Raw genomic sequence first — 16,041 nt, 5'->3', positions numbered from 1 at the left:
AATGTGCCTGATTGTACATTCATTTTCATTGCAATAGAAACATCATTCTAACGGAAAACAACGTTCATTTTGTTATTTCAATCTACATTAGAGCCAGAAATCAATTCAAGCAGTTTGCAAACTAAGTATTGAGATCAACAGCTAGCTATAATATTGAAATGAAAATTAGAGTATTAAATAAGATACTCTGTAAATGAAATGAACAATGAATTATTCTTACAATCACATTAAGAGTAACTGGATTGGCAAGTTACTTTTAATAGGCATGACTTCGTTGTGTCTGCACTTTTCCACCTATGCTCAACGAACAGTGGGTACAACACGAGCAACTGTAGGTACTAAAAACCTCACCTTCTTTATTGATAAAGTGACGGTCAATGAGACTGTTGTGTATAGAGATGGTATTGCGACAGCTTCACAAATCAATAGTGAAATTGATCGGCTTTCTGGCCTTGGTGGAGGTGTTATCAAGTTCAACCCAGGGACGTATACTTTGGGGCAGATCAACCTTAAATCCAATATCAGAATTGAGGTTGGCAACAATGTGAAATTTATCATTGATAGAAGTGGAGGGAACAATACCTTATTTAATTTAGGTAGAAATTCTAGTACTAATCAAGCCGTGATTTCCAATGTTGAAATTATTGGTGCTTCAGAAAGTGCATCGACTTGGTTTGAGATTGATTTAAGCAATTTTGCACCGCTCGAAACAGCTACACCATTTAAGGTAGCCTATGTTAAGAATTTTGCGATTTCGAGATTTATCATCACGGATAATTACACTTTAAACCCTTCCGTGTTTTTGGTGGCCGATAGTAAATTCTTAGGAAGAGACTCCAGTGGTCGATTGAATTATGATTTATCGACATTCAATAGAATTCCTATGCAAGGCGTGGTGAAAAATGCAAAAGCAACGGGAATTGGAACAGGATATGCCTTGGTACAGCCTTTCAGTGGAAAGCGTATTTACATGGAGAATTTGGAAGGGGAGCAAGGAATCACGGTAAGACTGGAGCCGGGAAGTGGAAAAGCCAATGATGATTTGAATTTAACCCCAAATCAAAAAATGGGTTCAATTGATGATATTTACATCAAAAATGTATCGAATAAATTAGGTTTTTGCGCTTTGTTCATCAAACCTCACTCTAAGATTTGTAATAACATTTACGCTACGGATCTGTATGCAGAAAATAGTTTATCGACCCTTTACATTGCGTCAGCGAGTTTATTGCCACAATCAAGAAGAGGGAAATTTACAAATGCCACATTTGAGAATATCACTTTTAAGCAGACCATCACCAATAGAGTTTCTAATGGCACAAACAACCTTGTCGCTTCCAATTATCCGGCAGATACAGGAATTGAAGGGTTGAGATTTATGACTGAATTGGCCCGTCAAAAATTGGTGACGGTGAGAAACAGCAGATCGCCAAAACCGGGAGTGTATTCATTGATTATCAAAGATGCCGGCGGACAGCGTTATAAAACGCATCCTATCGCACCGATCATGTTTACGGCTAAATTCTCTCAAAATACAGTTGGAAATATCACGGGCCGATACAATGTAAATATTCCGAACGAATCAGCGATTACAGTACAAGGAGGAGCTTTTTCGGGAGATAAAGTAGTGTATAGAAATGAAGCCAGAGTCATTACCACCGGCGCTTCAGACGACGACTATATCTATGAATAATCTCTTAAACCTTTTAAACAAAGAAAACATGAAAAAGCTATTTTTGATTTCGCTTTTGTTGAATACAACATTTTTATTCGCTCAAAATAAAACAACCGCCTTCGATACCGATATTTTATCATCTTCTGATTATGTAGTAGGAGTTCCTTATCTCTTAGAAAATGATGGGACAGTCAATGGTATTCAATTAGAAAACAATGGAACCGAAGTAGAAGTCCAATTTGGAATTTATGCTGATGATAATGATGGTCCAGGGGAGTTGTTATTTACTTCAGAGGTAGTACAACTCTCAGAGAAAAACTTCCAATTGTCCATTCAAGATATCGAATTGGAAAAAGGAAAATATTGGATTATGACCAATTACAAGTCGGAAGGAAAACACCTTAAGGCGGATGTTTCAGACCCTTTTGCGAAGGTGTATTACATGCCGTCTCAATTCGGTCAAACCTTTCCTTCTTTGGGTTATGATTTTGAAATGTACGAAGGGCATCAATTTCCAATTAAATTATTGATGCAAACTAAAGAAGTGAAACCTCTATTTGAAGTTTTCCCTAATCCAACGGTAGGTCAGTTGCATATCAATGGCACTCAAAAAGAATACGACATTACAGTTTTCGATAGTAATGCGAAAAAAGTACTTTCGTTGAGAAGCCACGATTATAATACTGTTTTGGAAATGGAATCACTTCAAAAAGGAACCTATTATGTAACGGTTGAGGGGGAAGAGACTTTTAGAGTTTTGAAGAAATAAACAGGTGGTTCGTACACCATAGTTAAAACTATGGGCAGGTGATAGAGTAACCTAATCAAGACTGAAGTCTTGAAGGTTAAAAACGGAAACATCACTTTAGTGTTGTTGGAGTCAGTATCACTAGCCCATGACTTTAGTCGTGGTGTGCGAGCCACTAATAATACTTACGAATATGAAACGACAAACAAACTATCCATTTTTTATCCTTCTATTATTGTGTATCACATTTTCTGCACAAGCACAAGATTTAAAAGAAGCGATAGCCACCAAACAAAAAGCCCTTCAAACGCTGATTAAAAAAGCGGAGAAGAAAGGGATTGATGTGACAAAAGAGAAAAGTACAATCAGAACGGCTGAAATATGCGGTCAATTTGCTGATTGGGACGAAAAGAACATTGACAGAAACGAAGCCTTATTTAAGAAAGTAAAGAAGTATAAGGAAGAGGCACGTAAGACAGCGGAGGAATTGCCGACTTTCGAAAGAAATGAAATCTTACTGATGTTGGAAGAAGGAAAAGAAAGATTATCGTTAGCATTAAAAGGCAAAATCAGTAAACAAGAGGTGCCGATTATTGATTGGAGCAAAACGAAAATTGTCGGTGATGATGTGATGTACAATGGTCAGCCTGTTTTCTTAGCGGATTATTCATGGAAACCGAAGACGGATTACCTTACAGAGTACCATGGCAACTTAGATGGTATTTTCTTATCTACACGTTTTTTGGAAGATGAAAAGGGAACTTTAAAACAACGTTTCAAGAAAGATTTAATCAATAAACCAAGCGGTAGAATTGGTACGGCATTTATCAATCACTTAAGTCCGCCAGAGTGGTTTACAGAAAAATACCCAGAAGCATCAGTAGGGAAAAGAAGATATTTTGATTACGATATCGATCATCCTGCTTCCAAAGAATTAGTGAGTTTACTTTTTAAAGAAGTGATACCTCATACCAAAGGAAAGAAGTATAGTAGTTTGGGTTATATGCTTGCGAATGAACCCCATTGGCACACCAAAGCGAAATCATGGGATACGGGTACGGTTTCCGATTTTACACTTCAAAAGTTTAGAAATTACCTAAAAGAAAAGCATCAGAACATATCGACATTAAATCAAGTTTGGGAAACAGATTATGCTGACTTTGAGAGTGTGAAGGTGACAATCCCGATGGCAGGTGAATTACAAGGAACTGCTGTTTGGTACGATTGGATGCGTTTTAATCAATTGAGAGGAGTGGAATGGTTTCAGTTTTTATCCGATGAAATTCATAAATACGACCCTGAAGGAAATACACATATCAAAATTATGCCTCATCTCTTTTCAGAAAACACAAGAGATCATGGTATCGATTTAGAGGCTTTGACAGCTTTATCTACCGTGATTGGTAATGATGCAGGAGCAGTGTATTCAGATATGTGGCAAAAGAAAGAGCCAGAATGGGCTTCGAAATATTACTTTGATTGGAGGCAGATGTGTATGGGATATGATTTTATGAAATCAGTGAGTCCAGAAAAGTTAGTCTTTAATTCAGAAGGCCACTTTATCTCAACGATCCGTTTTAGAGAATTAAAAATGAAACCGGAGTACGCAAGAGCAACGTATTGGTTGGCAACAATGTTAGGTTTAGATGTGATTCAAACATGGTTTTGGCCAAGAGGAGAAGACGGTTCATTAAGAAAAAATTCAAAAGGCTATGCCGCTTCTTTGACACAAATGCCACGCGTATTGAATGAAATTACACTGACGTATATGGATATGAATGCCAATGCTGAGTTGTTGACTAAGATACAGAAATTAAGAAAACCGATCCGTGTATTTCACTCCGAAACATCAGCTATCAATATCGACAATCATATGGACAAAGAGTATCATGCCTATGAGCGTTTCTTGTTTGAAGGAAGAGCAGTTGGTTTTGTAACCGAAGGAATTTTGAATACACAACCTCATCAAGATTGGGATGTAGTGGTGATTGAAGAAACGCCATTTATGACCGTTGGCGAAAGAGATGCCTTGCAATCGTATTTAGATAAAGGTGGAAAAATTGTGATGGATAAAAAGAGTGTTCTGAAAGATGAATACGGTCAGTCCTTAACTGCTTTGAAAGCCGGAAAAGGAATATTAATTATTGCTCAAAATTCAGATGAAATTCAAGCCAAAACTTTAGATCTAGTAGCTCCAACTTCACTAAAGATTTCAGAAGAAAATGCAACGAGTCATAAAGGTTGCGTATGGCGTTATTTTGAAGATGAGAAAAAAGACAAGTGGGTATCTATTGTCAACGTTGGAAAGTCAGAATCAACATTGAAAATTGATCTACCAAAGGGGGAAGAAAGTATCAAAATAACAGATGTGATTACGTCAGAAACACTCCAACCAACTTTCAAGATGCAACCACTTCAGGTGTATTTACTAAAAGTAAGTGCTGATCAAAAAGGAGATTTATAAAGGTAGTATTGCAAATGTTTTCTTTGCGTCCAAATAATGTTTTTATAAGTGTCTATTTGTTGATGAATCTTGATTTTTAATACTGTTATCGATGATATTGTGAATGGAACACGTACTTAGAGTCACAATTTTTTTAATACTTTATTGAAATGAAATATCAATCTATACTACACTTATTACTTTATTTCTGCACCCTTTGCAGTACTGCTTTTGCTCAAGTTTCAGATCCAGTTCAAGAAACGGCTGACGTATTTTTTCCTGAAAAAGTAGTCTTGGCGCTGAATCACCCCTACTATAATTTCAGTATCAATGATGCTTATTTGAAAGGGATGAAATACGAATCCACCTTGGGAGAAACCGAAGTAAAAAAGTATTATAGAACAACTGTTCCGCAAGTTTCAATGATGGGGAACCCCATGGAGAATAGCGATTCGTATGAATACGAAATGAGGTCTGCCAAACTGATGGGCATTGATGGATTTAAGTTTGAATTCAGACCATTGGGAACAGACTATTATATCAAACAATTCAAGAAGATTTTTTCTGCTTATGTAAAAGTAGCAGAGGATAAAAATATTGATTTCAAATTCTCTATTGCTGTCGAGATGGACCGTACTCAAAACATACCGGTTTCATATCTTTTAATGAAAGTAGAGAATACATTGAACGAGTTGTTCAAGTCGACCAATTACTCAAAGAAATGGTTGAGAACTGGAAATAATAAAGTAATAGTCTTCACTAAGTTCACACAGAAAGTAATTGATGAAGGGTTGGAAAAAAAGTACACGAAGCAATTTCTTGAAGATCCAAGTTTAATGAAGAAAGTAGCGGATGTGTATACCTCCCTTAAGAAAGGACTGCATGATGATGTTGCTTTTGTATATCAGGGAGATTTTATTGGTAACAACCGTTTCATGCATCAGGTTTTGGATCACTTCCCAGCTATTTACACCTTAAGAGGTATTCAGAGCTATGAGGTAGGTATGGACCGTTTGGCGGAAGTGTGTAAGAAAAGAAATCGTCCTTTTATACAAAGTGTTTATTCAGATCTTCAAGGCGCCAACCGTCATAGTGTAAAGACGAACCGAATCATACAAAATACGAACATATCCGACAAAGAGACCTTTGTAAAAGCACATAATTACAAGATGACTTCAGACTTACGTAAGTTATTGGAGAAAGGCTTAAAGAGAGATGCAAATATGATGTTTGTGTCTTCATGGAACTATTATGATAATGGTTCACACTTTGCTCCAGAATTACACCATGGTTATGGATTAGGGTTGATTTTAAAATACTATAAAAACAAATGGTTGGACGGTAATTTTGAATCTCATGAAGACATGGTTTTTACTTCTTTTAAAAATTATTTACCCGGAGAGTTGAATCAAAACAATGGGGTTCAAATCAGATTTAGAAATAAAGAAAAGTATCAGTTGCAAGATTTAGACAGTGTAGAAGTAGTGACGGTTTTGAAAGAAGGAGGAGATGTCTATTTTAATGAAAAGTACTTAGGCTTTGCACCAAAAGGGATCCATACTTTTTATGTAGAAAAGGAGAAAGGTAAAATGCAGGTGAAGGTCAAAAGAGAAAAAAATACGGTGGTAGATTATACGGTACCTAAACAGATAATAGGCAAACAAGATAAAACCGATTTCATCACGTATACTTTCAGCAATTTAGACAGATCATATGCTCAGCTAAATCAAAATATTATTTTGGATAATGAAATGCATAGAATGAGAAATAGATTCTTGATTTCTAAAGATGACGAAATTAAATGGAGATTAGCAGCGTCAAAACGTTTTTTAGATAATCTTCAAGCGATGTATGACTATGGATCATCTTCGTCAAAATGCCTTGATATGCAAGAGAAGAACTACAAGAAGTACAAACAGCAAATCAAGGAAATTTTACCGGAATTTAATTATGGTATTTGGCTGGAATTGGAAGAAAGTGCAATGAACAATGAAGGGATTCCAATAGTTGAAGATAATTTAAATGAAGCCTTGAAAGGTTATAATATTCTGCCAGAATATACAAAACAGAAATAATGAATTAGAGGTTTAAAAGTGTAAATGTGTGTTTCGTGCACCATAGTCAAAACTACAGAAAGGTACTATGATAACCGGTCTTTGATTTCTCTTATGGTGCACGATATTTTTCTCTCGTTACGCTTATCATAAGGTAAACCTGAATAGGAATCACCTTTAGCAAAGGGGAAAATATAAGTGCGATTTTTCACTATACAAGAACTCAAGTTGAAGATAAGAGGATTAAAACGAAGCTACCTTTCAATAAAAAGTAGCTGTCCGTACACATTAATGGGAACAGGTTGATTCATATGACCACCAATCAAGATATTGTGATCTAAGTTTTCTGAACTACTGTTTACTTATGTCACACTATTACAACGATTGAAATGAAATACAACTTTATACTCCAATTCTTCATCTTGCTGAATATTGCTTATTCTCCAATTTTTGCACAAAATTCTGTACAAGAAACAGCGGATGTTTTTTTTCCTGAGAAATTGGTAATGGCACTGAATCATCCAAATTACAGTTACAGTATAAGTGATGCCTACCTAAAAGCAATGAAATATGAAGCTACATTTGGTGACTCCGATTCAAAAGAATATCACCGGACTACTGTTCCCTTAGTTTCTTTAATGACTAACCCCATGGAAAACAGTGATGCTTTTGAATTTGAAATGAAGTCTGCAAAGTTGATGGGAATTGATGGTTTTCAATTTGAACTGAGACCGTCTGCAGGAGATTACTATTTGAATCGTTTTAAAAAAATATTTTCTGAATATGTAAAGGTCGCAGAAGACAAAAACATTGACTTTAAGTTTTCTATTGTGGTCGATATGAAAAGGAGTAAAAAAATGCCTGTTTCATTTCTTCTGATGAAGGTAGAAAATACATTAAACGAATTGTTTAAAGCGACCAATTATTCCAAGAAGTGGTTAAGAACAGGAAATAACAAGGTTGTTGTTTTCCTTAAATACCCTCAAAAGGTGATTGATGAAGGTTTTGGTAAAAAATACGTTGAACCGTTTATTGCAAATCCCAATCTCATCAAGAATGTAGCGGAAGTATATGAATCTTTAAGAAAAGGATTGGTTGATGATGTAGCATTTGTCTATCAGGCAGATCATGTGGCAGATCCTCAACTTGTCAATCAAATTTTGGATTATTTCCCTGCGATTTATACTTCAAGTAGCACTCAAAATTACACGGTCGGTATAGATCGTTTAGCGGAAGTTTGTAGAGAAAGAAACCGTCCTTTTATACAATGTGTTTTTTCGGAGTTGAAAGGCACAAAGCGTTATGATGTTCATACCGATAAAAAGTTGTCAACCATGAACGGGAAAACATCAAAGATGGCTGATCGAGAAACTTACATCAGGGCACATAACTATAAGATGACCTCAATGCTCCGTGATTTACTAGAAAAAGGCATTGAAAGAGACGCTGATATGTTGACGGTTTATTCTTGGAACTTTTTCAATAGAGGAACTCACTTTGCACCAGAGTTACATCACGGATATGGGTTAGGAATACTATTGAAGTATTATAAAAACAAATGGCTGAACAACGACAAAGAATTGGAAAATGAGGTTGTATTACTATCGTTTAAAAACTTTCTTCCTGGTGAGCTGAATCACACTAAAGGGGTGAAAGTTAAATTCAGGGAGAAGGAACAGCAGTATTTAAAAGATTTAGATAGTGTAGAGGTAGTGACGCTATTAAAAGAGGGAGGAGAAGTATACTTCAATAATAGGTCTATGGGTTTTGCTCCCAAGGGAATTCATACATTTTATGCTTTAAAAGAGAAGGGGAAAATGGACGTGAAAGTGAAAAGAAAGAAGCAGACAATACTGGAATATACCGCACCAAAAGAGGTAGTAGGCAAGCAAAGCTATACTGATTTCTTGACTTACTCATTTTCTAGTTTAGATGATTTTTATGCAGTAGCAAATCAAAATATCATCTTGGAAAATGAGATGAATAGTATGAGAAATAGGTTCTTGATTTCCAAAGAGGATGAAGTTAAATGGAGATATGCCGCCACCAAACGTTTCTCTGATAATCTTACAGCAATGTACCAATACGGATTATCGTCTAATAAATACTTAGAAATTCGAGAGAAAAATTATAAGAAATATAAACAGCAAATTAAGGAGATTCTGACAGAGTTCAATTACAGTATTTGGCTGGAATTAGAGGAAAGTGCGAAGAAGCATGAGGGAATTCCAATGTTTGAAGATAATCAAAATGAAGCCCTGAAAGGGTACAATATTCTTCCAGAGTATACGAAACAGAAATAATTGGTAAACAGGTAACAGGTATGATGAATAGAGTGTGTAATCTGTTGGTATTCAATTTGTAAATCAACAGGTGTGATCCGCCTAGAATAATTAAAATGTATGATGAGCGGATCACAATAGATGCTAACAAACAAATTTTTTAAAGGATACGACAATGTTGTATCCTTTTTTGTAAAAGAGACTTTCAGCAACTAATTCTTTTCAGAAAACAACACCTGATTTGCTTACAATGACCAACTTCAACCTAAAATTAATTTATAAATAAAGTATGAGATGAGCGTATTAAAAGTAAACCTACTATTAGCATTATTACTCTTCCAAAGTGTGCAGTTGTATGCACAAAACAAGATCAATTTTAATGCAGATTGGTCATTCCAATTGGAAGACTCAGCGCAATTTACATTGAGCAACTATTCTACGGATCATTGGAGAAAGCTGAACTTACCTCATGATTGGACTATTGAGAAAGACTTTTCGAACGAGTTTGAAGGCTGTACAGCTTTTTCTTCAGGAGGAATTGGTTGGTACAGTAAGACCTTCGAAACTCCTACTCAAAAAGAACAGAAGTGTTTTGTGGTCTTTGATGGGGTATATAACAACGCAGAATTTTGGGTGAATGGAATGAAAATGGGAGCACATCCTTATGGTTATGCACCTATTTATTTTGACATGACAGATTATCTTCACCAGGACGGAACACCCAACCGAATAATGGTACGCGTAGATCATAGTCGTTATGCAGATTCTCGTTGGTATACAGGTTCTGGTATCTATAGAAACGTACATTTAGTTGTAACAGAAGATGTGTTGATTCCTGTTTGGGGGACTTTTGTAACGACACCTAAGGTCACTAAAAAAAGTGCAACGGTAGATGTGAAAGTAGACCTTTTGAATACAAGGAAAGAGGGAGTTAATTCCAAGATTCAATTCTCTATCGTAGATCAGCAAGGAGCAGAAGTGTATCAAACGGAAGAGGCAATCCAATTGAATGCAGACGAAAAGGAAACGTATCAACATACTTTTGAGATTCAAAATCCTCAGCTTTGGGGCATAGATCAGCCTCATTTATATCAAGCGAAAATTAAACTCTATAACAACGGAACATTAGCACAAACTGAAAACGTTACATTCGGCATTAGAAAACTGTTTTTTGATAAAGATAAAGGCTTTTTTCTTAATGATGAGCCCGTGAAAATCAAAGGAGTTTGTTTGCATCATGATGCTGGATTGGTGGGGACGGCTGTACCCAAAGATGTATGGAGACAAAAGTTGACTTTATTGAAAGAAGGTGGTTGTAATGCGATAAGAACTTCACACAACCCTGCATCTGATGAGTTTTTAGACCTTTGTGACGAGCTAGGTTTATTGGTGCAGAATGAGTTTTATGATGAATGGGATTTACCAAAAGACAAGCGTTATAATATGCATGACAAAGAGGTAGATTATATCACAAGAGGGCATTCAGAACATTTTCAGAAATGGGCGAAAACAGACCTTGAAAATACGATGTTATCCAGCAGAAATCACCCCAGTATTTTTCAATGGAGCATCGGTAATGAAATAGAGTGGACCTATCCTGGAAACAGAGGAGCAACTGGAATTTTTAAAGAAACCAATAAAGATGATAAAATTGATTGGACGCTTTGGAGAACAGAAATTCCGCCACATACTCCAGAAGAGGTGAGAGCATTTTGGAAGGCTTTTCCAGAGCAGACTTATAACATTGGGACCACAGCCAAAAAGTTAGCAGATTGGACAAGAGCATTGGACACCACAAGATACGTCACTGCGAACTGTATTTTACCTACTTCTAGTTTCGAAACAGGATATACAGATGTGTTAGATGTCGTTGGGTTTAGTTATAAACCGCATAAATATGACTACTTTAAAGAGACTTATCCTCACAAAGTGATGATGGGAACAGAAAACGTTCCGAGATGGTATGAGTGGAAAGCAGCTGTAGAAAGAGATTATATAGCCGGTATTTTCCTTTGGACAGGTATTGATTATTTGGGTGAGAGAAGAAACCGTGAATGGCCTTTAAAAGCTACACCACATGGCTTGTTAGATACAGCAGGTTTCCCAAGGGCTTCTTTTTATATGTTTAAGGCATTATGGAGGGAGGATATTCCAGTAATTAGCATGTACACGCAGTCAGCACAAAAGTCCATCTACAAAGTGAATGAAGAGGGAGCTGTAGTTGAAAAGAAAAAAGGATACTGGGAATTGGCTCCAAGAGAATGGCAGGAAGTCAACTCACATTGGAATTATGAGAAGGGAGAAAAGACTATTGTGGAAGTGTATGCCAATTGTGATGAAGTGGAATTATTCCAAAATGGAAAATCACTTGGCGTTCAGTATTTAAAGGATCAGGAAGATTACACCTACAAATGGGCAGTGGATTTCAAAAAAGGAAAGTTAGAAGCCAAAGGGAAAAGAAATGGAGAAAAGACTTCAGTATCACTTCAAACTGTAGACAAACCATTTGCTATTCAAATTACGGCAGACAAGACAAATATGCTTTCGAATAATACCGATGTTGTTAAATTAGTAGCACAATTGGTGGATAAAAAAGGAAAAGCTGTGAAATATTTAGAAGAAGAAGTTACATTTGAAATAGAAGGTCTTCATCGATTTTTAGGGACAGATGCTGGTGATACTAGAAAGATTATCAATTATAAACACCATTCTCGTGAAACCGTCAATGGACAATGTCTGATGATGTTACAATCCACGGAAAATCCTAGTACAGTAAAAGTGACTGCCTATGCTAAAAATAAACAATTAGGATCGAATGAAGTGATTATAAATATCAATCAAAATTCAACTGTAGAACAATAAATAGATCACATACGGGTGAATTTTTAGTCCCAAAAGTGTGGTTTTATGATCAAATAAAAGGAATGAACGCAAACCATCATTCCTTTTACCTAAAGTGACATCATAAGAGAAAAACAACGCTAAATTGTCCTATCAATATTTTTTTAATGAATAAATGCTAGGATAAAAGCACACAAGAAACATTACCTTGTAGGTGATCTATGATGGTTTGTGTGATGCTTTGGTTGTACAAAAAGAACTACATTAAGGTTTGAGGCTATTTTTAATCTATTGTGTAGTGGCTTTAAAATGTTCGACTATCACCTTATAGATCAATGTGATTTTGTGTTAGTATTCAACCTATTCATAGTCAAATTTAGTAGTGCGAAGAAATGAAACAAATTATTAGAAGTATAGCAGTAGCAGTATTGACGTTAGTATTAGTCAATACCTATGCAGACGACAAAAAGAAATCACCTAGACCTAATATTATCTTAATTCTAATGGATGATTTAGGCTATGCAGATGTGGGTTTTATGCCACAATCTGCCAAAGATATTTATACTCCCAACATTGATAAATTAGCAAGTCAAGGAACAGTATTTACTTCAGCATACGTCACTCATCCTTTTTGTGGACCAAGTAGAACAGGGATTATGACGGGTCGAATGCCACATGTATTTGGTGCACAGTTTAACTTGGCTGCTTTTTCAGGTTACGGAGTAGCAAAAGGGGAGACATTTATTTCTGATGTTCTTCAAAATGCAGGTTATCATACAGGGGCAATCGGAAAGTGGCATTTGGGAGAGGATGGAGATTACCACCCATTGGAAAGAGGTTTTGACTATTTCTATGGATTTTTAGGTGGTGGTCATGAGTACCATTCAAAAACTTGGATGCAGGCTTCTACTTACACTCCAGAAAAGTACTCAGTTGGAGCGTATGGAAAGGACTATAATCGTCCTATGATGAAAAATAAGACATACGTTGAAACGGAAAAAGGAAAGTACGTAACAGATGTTTTGACGGATGCTACGTTAGAATTCATTGATGAGTCGAAAGATAAAGAACAGCCTTTCTTCTTATACCTTGCATACAATGCACCTCATACTCCAATTCAAGCCAAAGCTGAGGACATTAAGGCTATGCAAAAGACGCTTGGTGCTGATGCGGCAGAAGCGGGCAGTAAACGTTTAACATATACGGCAATGATGTACAATGTGGATTATAACATCAAGCGTATTGTAGAAAAATTAGAAAAGAACGGAGAATTGGACAACACCATGATTGTTTTTATGAGTGACAATGGTGGTAAGCCAGTGGCAGGTGCTAACAACTTTCCTTTAAAAGGAAGAAAAGGAGATGCTTATGAGGGAGGTTTCAGAGTACCAATGTTTGTATACTACCCCAACAGTAAAATGAAGAAGGGAGATGTCAATGCTTACAATTTCTCTGCTTTGGACTTCTTCCCAACTTTTGCTAAACTGGCAGGGGCTCAAATTCCTAAAGATAAAATTTTGGATGGTAAAGAGGTTTCTCAAAACATCATCAAAAATACCAACCCAAGAGAGGATGAAAGTATCTATGTATTGCGTCATTATTTTGGAAAAGCTCAAAAAGCTCCAAAAGCTTTGAACAGAGTGGGTGTAGTGAGAAATAATTATAAATTATACACAGACGGAAGTGGCAAGTGGAGTCTCTTTGATTTGTCGACTGATATTACAGAGAAAAAGAACATAGCACCTCAGCATCCGTCCATTGTAAAAGAAATGAAAAATACTGTAAACGAGTGGACTTATACTTGGGAAGACAAAAGACCTGAGTTTTTCGATGGCCCTCGATATGATTTTGAATCGAAATGGAACGCTACCAGTATGCCTAATTTCAATAAGACATTTGGTAAGATGCACCAGAACAACAAAAGCAAATAATGATATAAAAGAAGGAAAGTGAAATGGCGTATGGTAGGCTATTTTACTTTCCTTTTGAAGTACTCAATACACTGTAAACGAAGCTTTCGTTACTTATGATGATTTCTTTTGATATGTAATCAGACGATCATTTAGGCGAAAGGAATGGAATTTAGCTTTTGACTTCTAAGCCTTGACTTTTTTGCTTCGTTTTTGTGTTAAGACAAAAATGAAGAAGAAGAAAGCTTGAAAGAAGATCCTAAAAAGGCTTACAGATAGGTCGATTGGGAGTTAACGGAGTTCAGCTTAATCTAACGAGTACTTTCTTAACAACACCAACAACTAACACTCATCTTCAACACACAAATAAATTAAACAGAAATGAAAAGAATTATTTTACTAAGTCTTCTCTTCACCTTACACCTCAATATTTTTGCACAAGTAAATCCACTTTCAGACCCCGAAAATGAGGGCGGTTGGATTTTAAATAAATGGGCAAGTGATGAATTCAATGGAGAAGAATTAAATAAAGGAAAATGGTGGGTATTAGGTGAAAATAACGATTATAGAGCCAAATGGAAAGGCAGAGCACCAGGGCAATTTGCAGGGCACAATGTTCGTGTTGAAAATGGTGAATTGATACTGACATCTCAATGGGAACCTGATTTTGATTACGCTTTAGAAACCAACAACGATTGCTACTATGGCGGTACTACTCAAGGCCCAGATGGCAGTAAACCAATCACTCAAGCAAGTGTGATGAGTGAAACTTTTTTCAGATACGGTTATATGGAAATCAGATGTAAGGCAGCCGATGGACCTGTTACTTCTGCATTTTGGACAACGGGGTATCATGGTGAAATTGACATGATAGAGAATTATGGTCGACGCCCAATCGGTAATCCTGAAAATCAGCCTGATGATTTAGAAAGACGATACAGAACCAACTTAATCAGTTGGGATCCTGATAAAGACCCTAATCATAAAAACTGGAAAGTAGAAGATGATATGCAACTCCGTATGGCGGAAGACTATCATGTTTTTGGTTTTGAATGGGACAAAGAGTATATGAAAACATACTTTAATGGAAAACTTCTTCGTTCAGTAACCAAAGCAGAATTATTAGCGAAGGATCAGTGGAAGTACGATTATCCTCATGAAATCTGGCTGTCTTCAGAAGTATTTTATTGGTATGGTCTTCCAAGTGAGGTGGATTTTAAAGAACCTGTTGAATTTAAAGTAGACTATATCAGAGTTTGGCAGAAAGAGGAAACACAATCGTTTTTTAATGCTAAAGGTTTTGAAGGACCGTTCCATTTTCAAGGTAGAAGTGTTCAATGGTGGAATGCTCCAAGCCATCCTTGGAGAATCAGAAATGAAAAAGCAGCAGAAGGTGAGTTTAGTTTGAAGTTTGAAAAAGAGGGTGGTTTTGATGGTAATTATTCTATCTTTTCACCTTTCGGATCATTGGACCTTCCATCAGGTGACAATGAGGTAAGCTTCCAAATTTGGATGGATGAAGATACTGAAATTGATTATCTGTATCTTACTTTATTTAATCCACGAAAATCCATACGCGTTAGCACACAAAATATTCCGAAAGGAGAATGGGTGACGGTATCTCAAACTTTTGATAGAGCTGAAGTTTCTCACCCAAGTTTGACAGAGGGAGACCGAATTCAATTGATGCTCCGTTCAAGAGATGTAAAAAGTGCAAAGGCATTGTTTTATGTCGATGATATTCAGTTTAAAAATGATAATGATGAAGGTCCAAGAGAATACCCTTTTCCAGATGATGTTTACAAGCCCGTAGATGGAGGAAATGAGGAACCAACTGGTTTAATCCCATCCGATCAACAACGTTTTAATCTCTATCCTAACCCTGCTCAAAATCAATTGATGATTGAAGGTTTGGGAAACGGAAAGGTTGAAGTGTTTTCATCACTAGGTACTTTAATGCATCAATCTGAAAAAACATCATCACATCATATTATTCCGCTAGAAAACTATGTTAATGGTATGTATTTCGTTTTGGTGAGAATGGAAGATTTGATGTATAGGTATAAGGTAATCAAACAATAAGAAGAA

8 protein-coding genes are annotated in these 16,041 nt (G+C 36.3%); all 8 read left to right on the top strand.

The window, feature by feature from the left end; genetic code table 11:
• Positions 1-205: 205 nt before the first annotated feature.
• The 8 genes from PL77_RS19630 (at position 206) to PL77_RS30860 (ending at position 16,035) form a co-directional block, all read left to right on the top strand.
• Positions 206-1,693, top strand: a complete 1,488-nt coding sequence (locus PL77_RS19630) for a hypothetical protein (protein ID WP_156152445.1) — start codon at positions 206-208, stop codon at positions 1,691-1,693.
• Positions 1,694-1,721: 28 nt separating this feature from the next.
• Entirely contained in the window at positions 1,722-2,444 is a 723-nt protein-coding gene (locus tag PL77_RS19625) for a T9SS type A sorting domain-containing protein (protein ID WP_172665906.1), read from the top strand.
• Positions 2,445-2,616: 172 nt separating this feature from the next.
• Positions 2,617-4,887, top strand: a complete 2,271-nt coding sequence (locus PL77_RS19620; RefSeq protein WP_044209193.1) for a beta-galactosidase — start codon at positions 2,617-2,619, stop codon at positions 4,885-4,887.
• A gap of 149 nt (positions 4,888-5,036) precedes the next feature.
• Positions 5,037-6,941, top strand: a complete 1,905-nt coding sequence (locus PL77_RS19615; protein ID WP_044209190.1) for a hypothetical protein — start codon at positions 5,037-5,039, stop codon at positions 6,939-6,941.
• 368 nt (positions 6,942-7,309) lie between these two features.
• Entirely contained in the window at positions 7,310-9,223 is a 1,914-nt protein-coding gene (locus tag PL77_RS19610; RefSeq protein ID WP_044209187.1) for a hypothetical protein, read from the top strand.
• 273 nt (positions 9,224-9,496) lie between these two features.
• Complete coding sequence (locus PL77_RS19605; protein ID WP_044209184.1) at positions 9,497-12,064, top strand: glycoside hydrolase family 2 TIM barrel-domain containing protein; 2,568 nt, start codon at positions 9,497-9,499, stop codon at positions 12,062-12,064.
• Between the two features lie 371 nt (positions 12,065-12,435).
• Positions 12,436-13,974, top strand: coding sequence for a sulfatase-like hydrolase/transferase (locus PL77_RS19600; protein ID WP_044209181.1), 1,539 nt, complete (start codon positions 12,436-12,438; stop codon positions 13,972-13,974).
• Positions 13,975-14,334: 360 nt separating this feature from the next.
• Positions 14,335-16,035 carry a T9SS type A sorting domain-containing protein gene (locus PL77_RS30860; RefSeq protein ID WP_052444573.1) on the top strand — a complete coding sequence of 567 codons (1,701 nt, stop codon included), beginning with the start codon at positions 14,335-14,337 and terminating at the stop codon, positions 16,033-16,035.
• Positions 16,036-16,041 lie beyond the last annotated feature (6 nt).

Origin of the sequence: Flammeovirga sp. OC4, from assembly GCF_000812565.1 — a bacterium.
Lineage (GTDB): Bacteria > Bacteroidota > Bacteroidia > Cytophagales > Flammeovirgaceae > Flammeovirga.
Note: the sequence above shows the minus strand (reverse complement) of the source record. Positions and strands in the feature narration are given on the sequence as shown.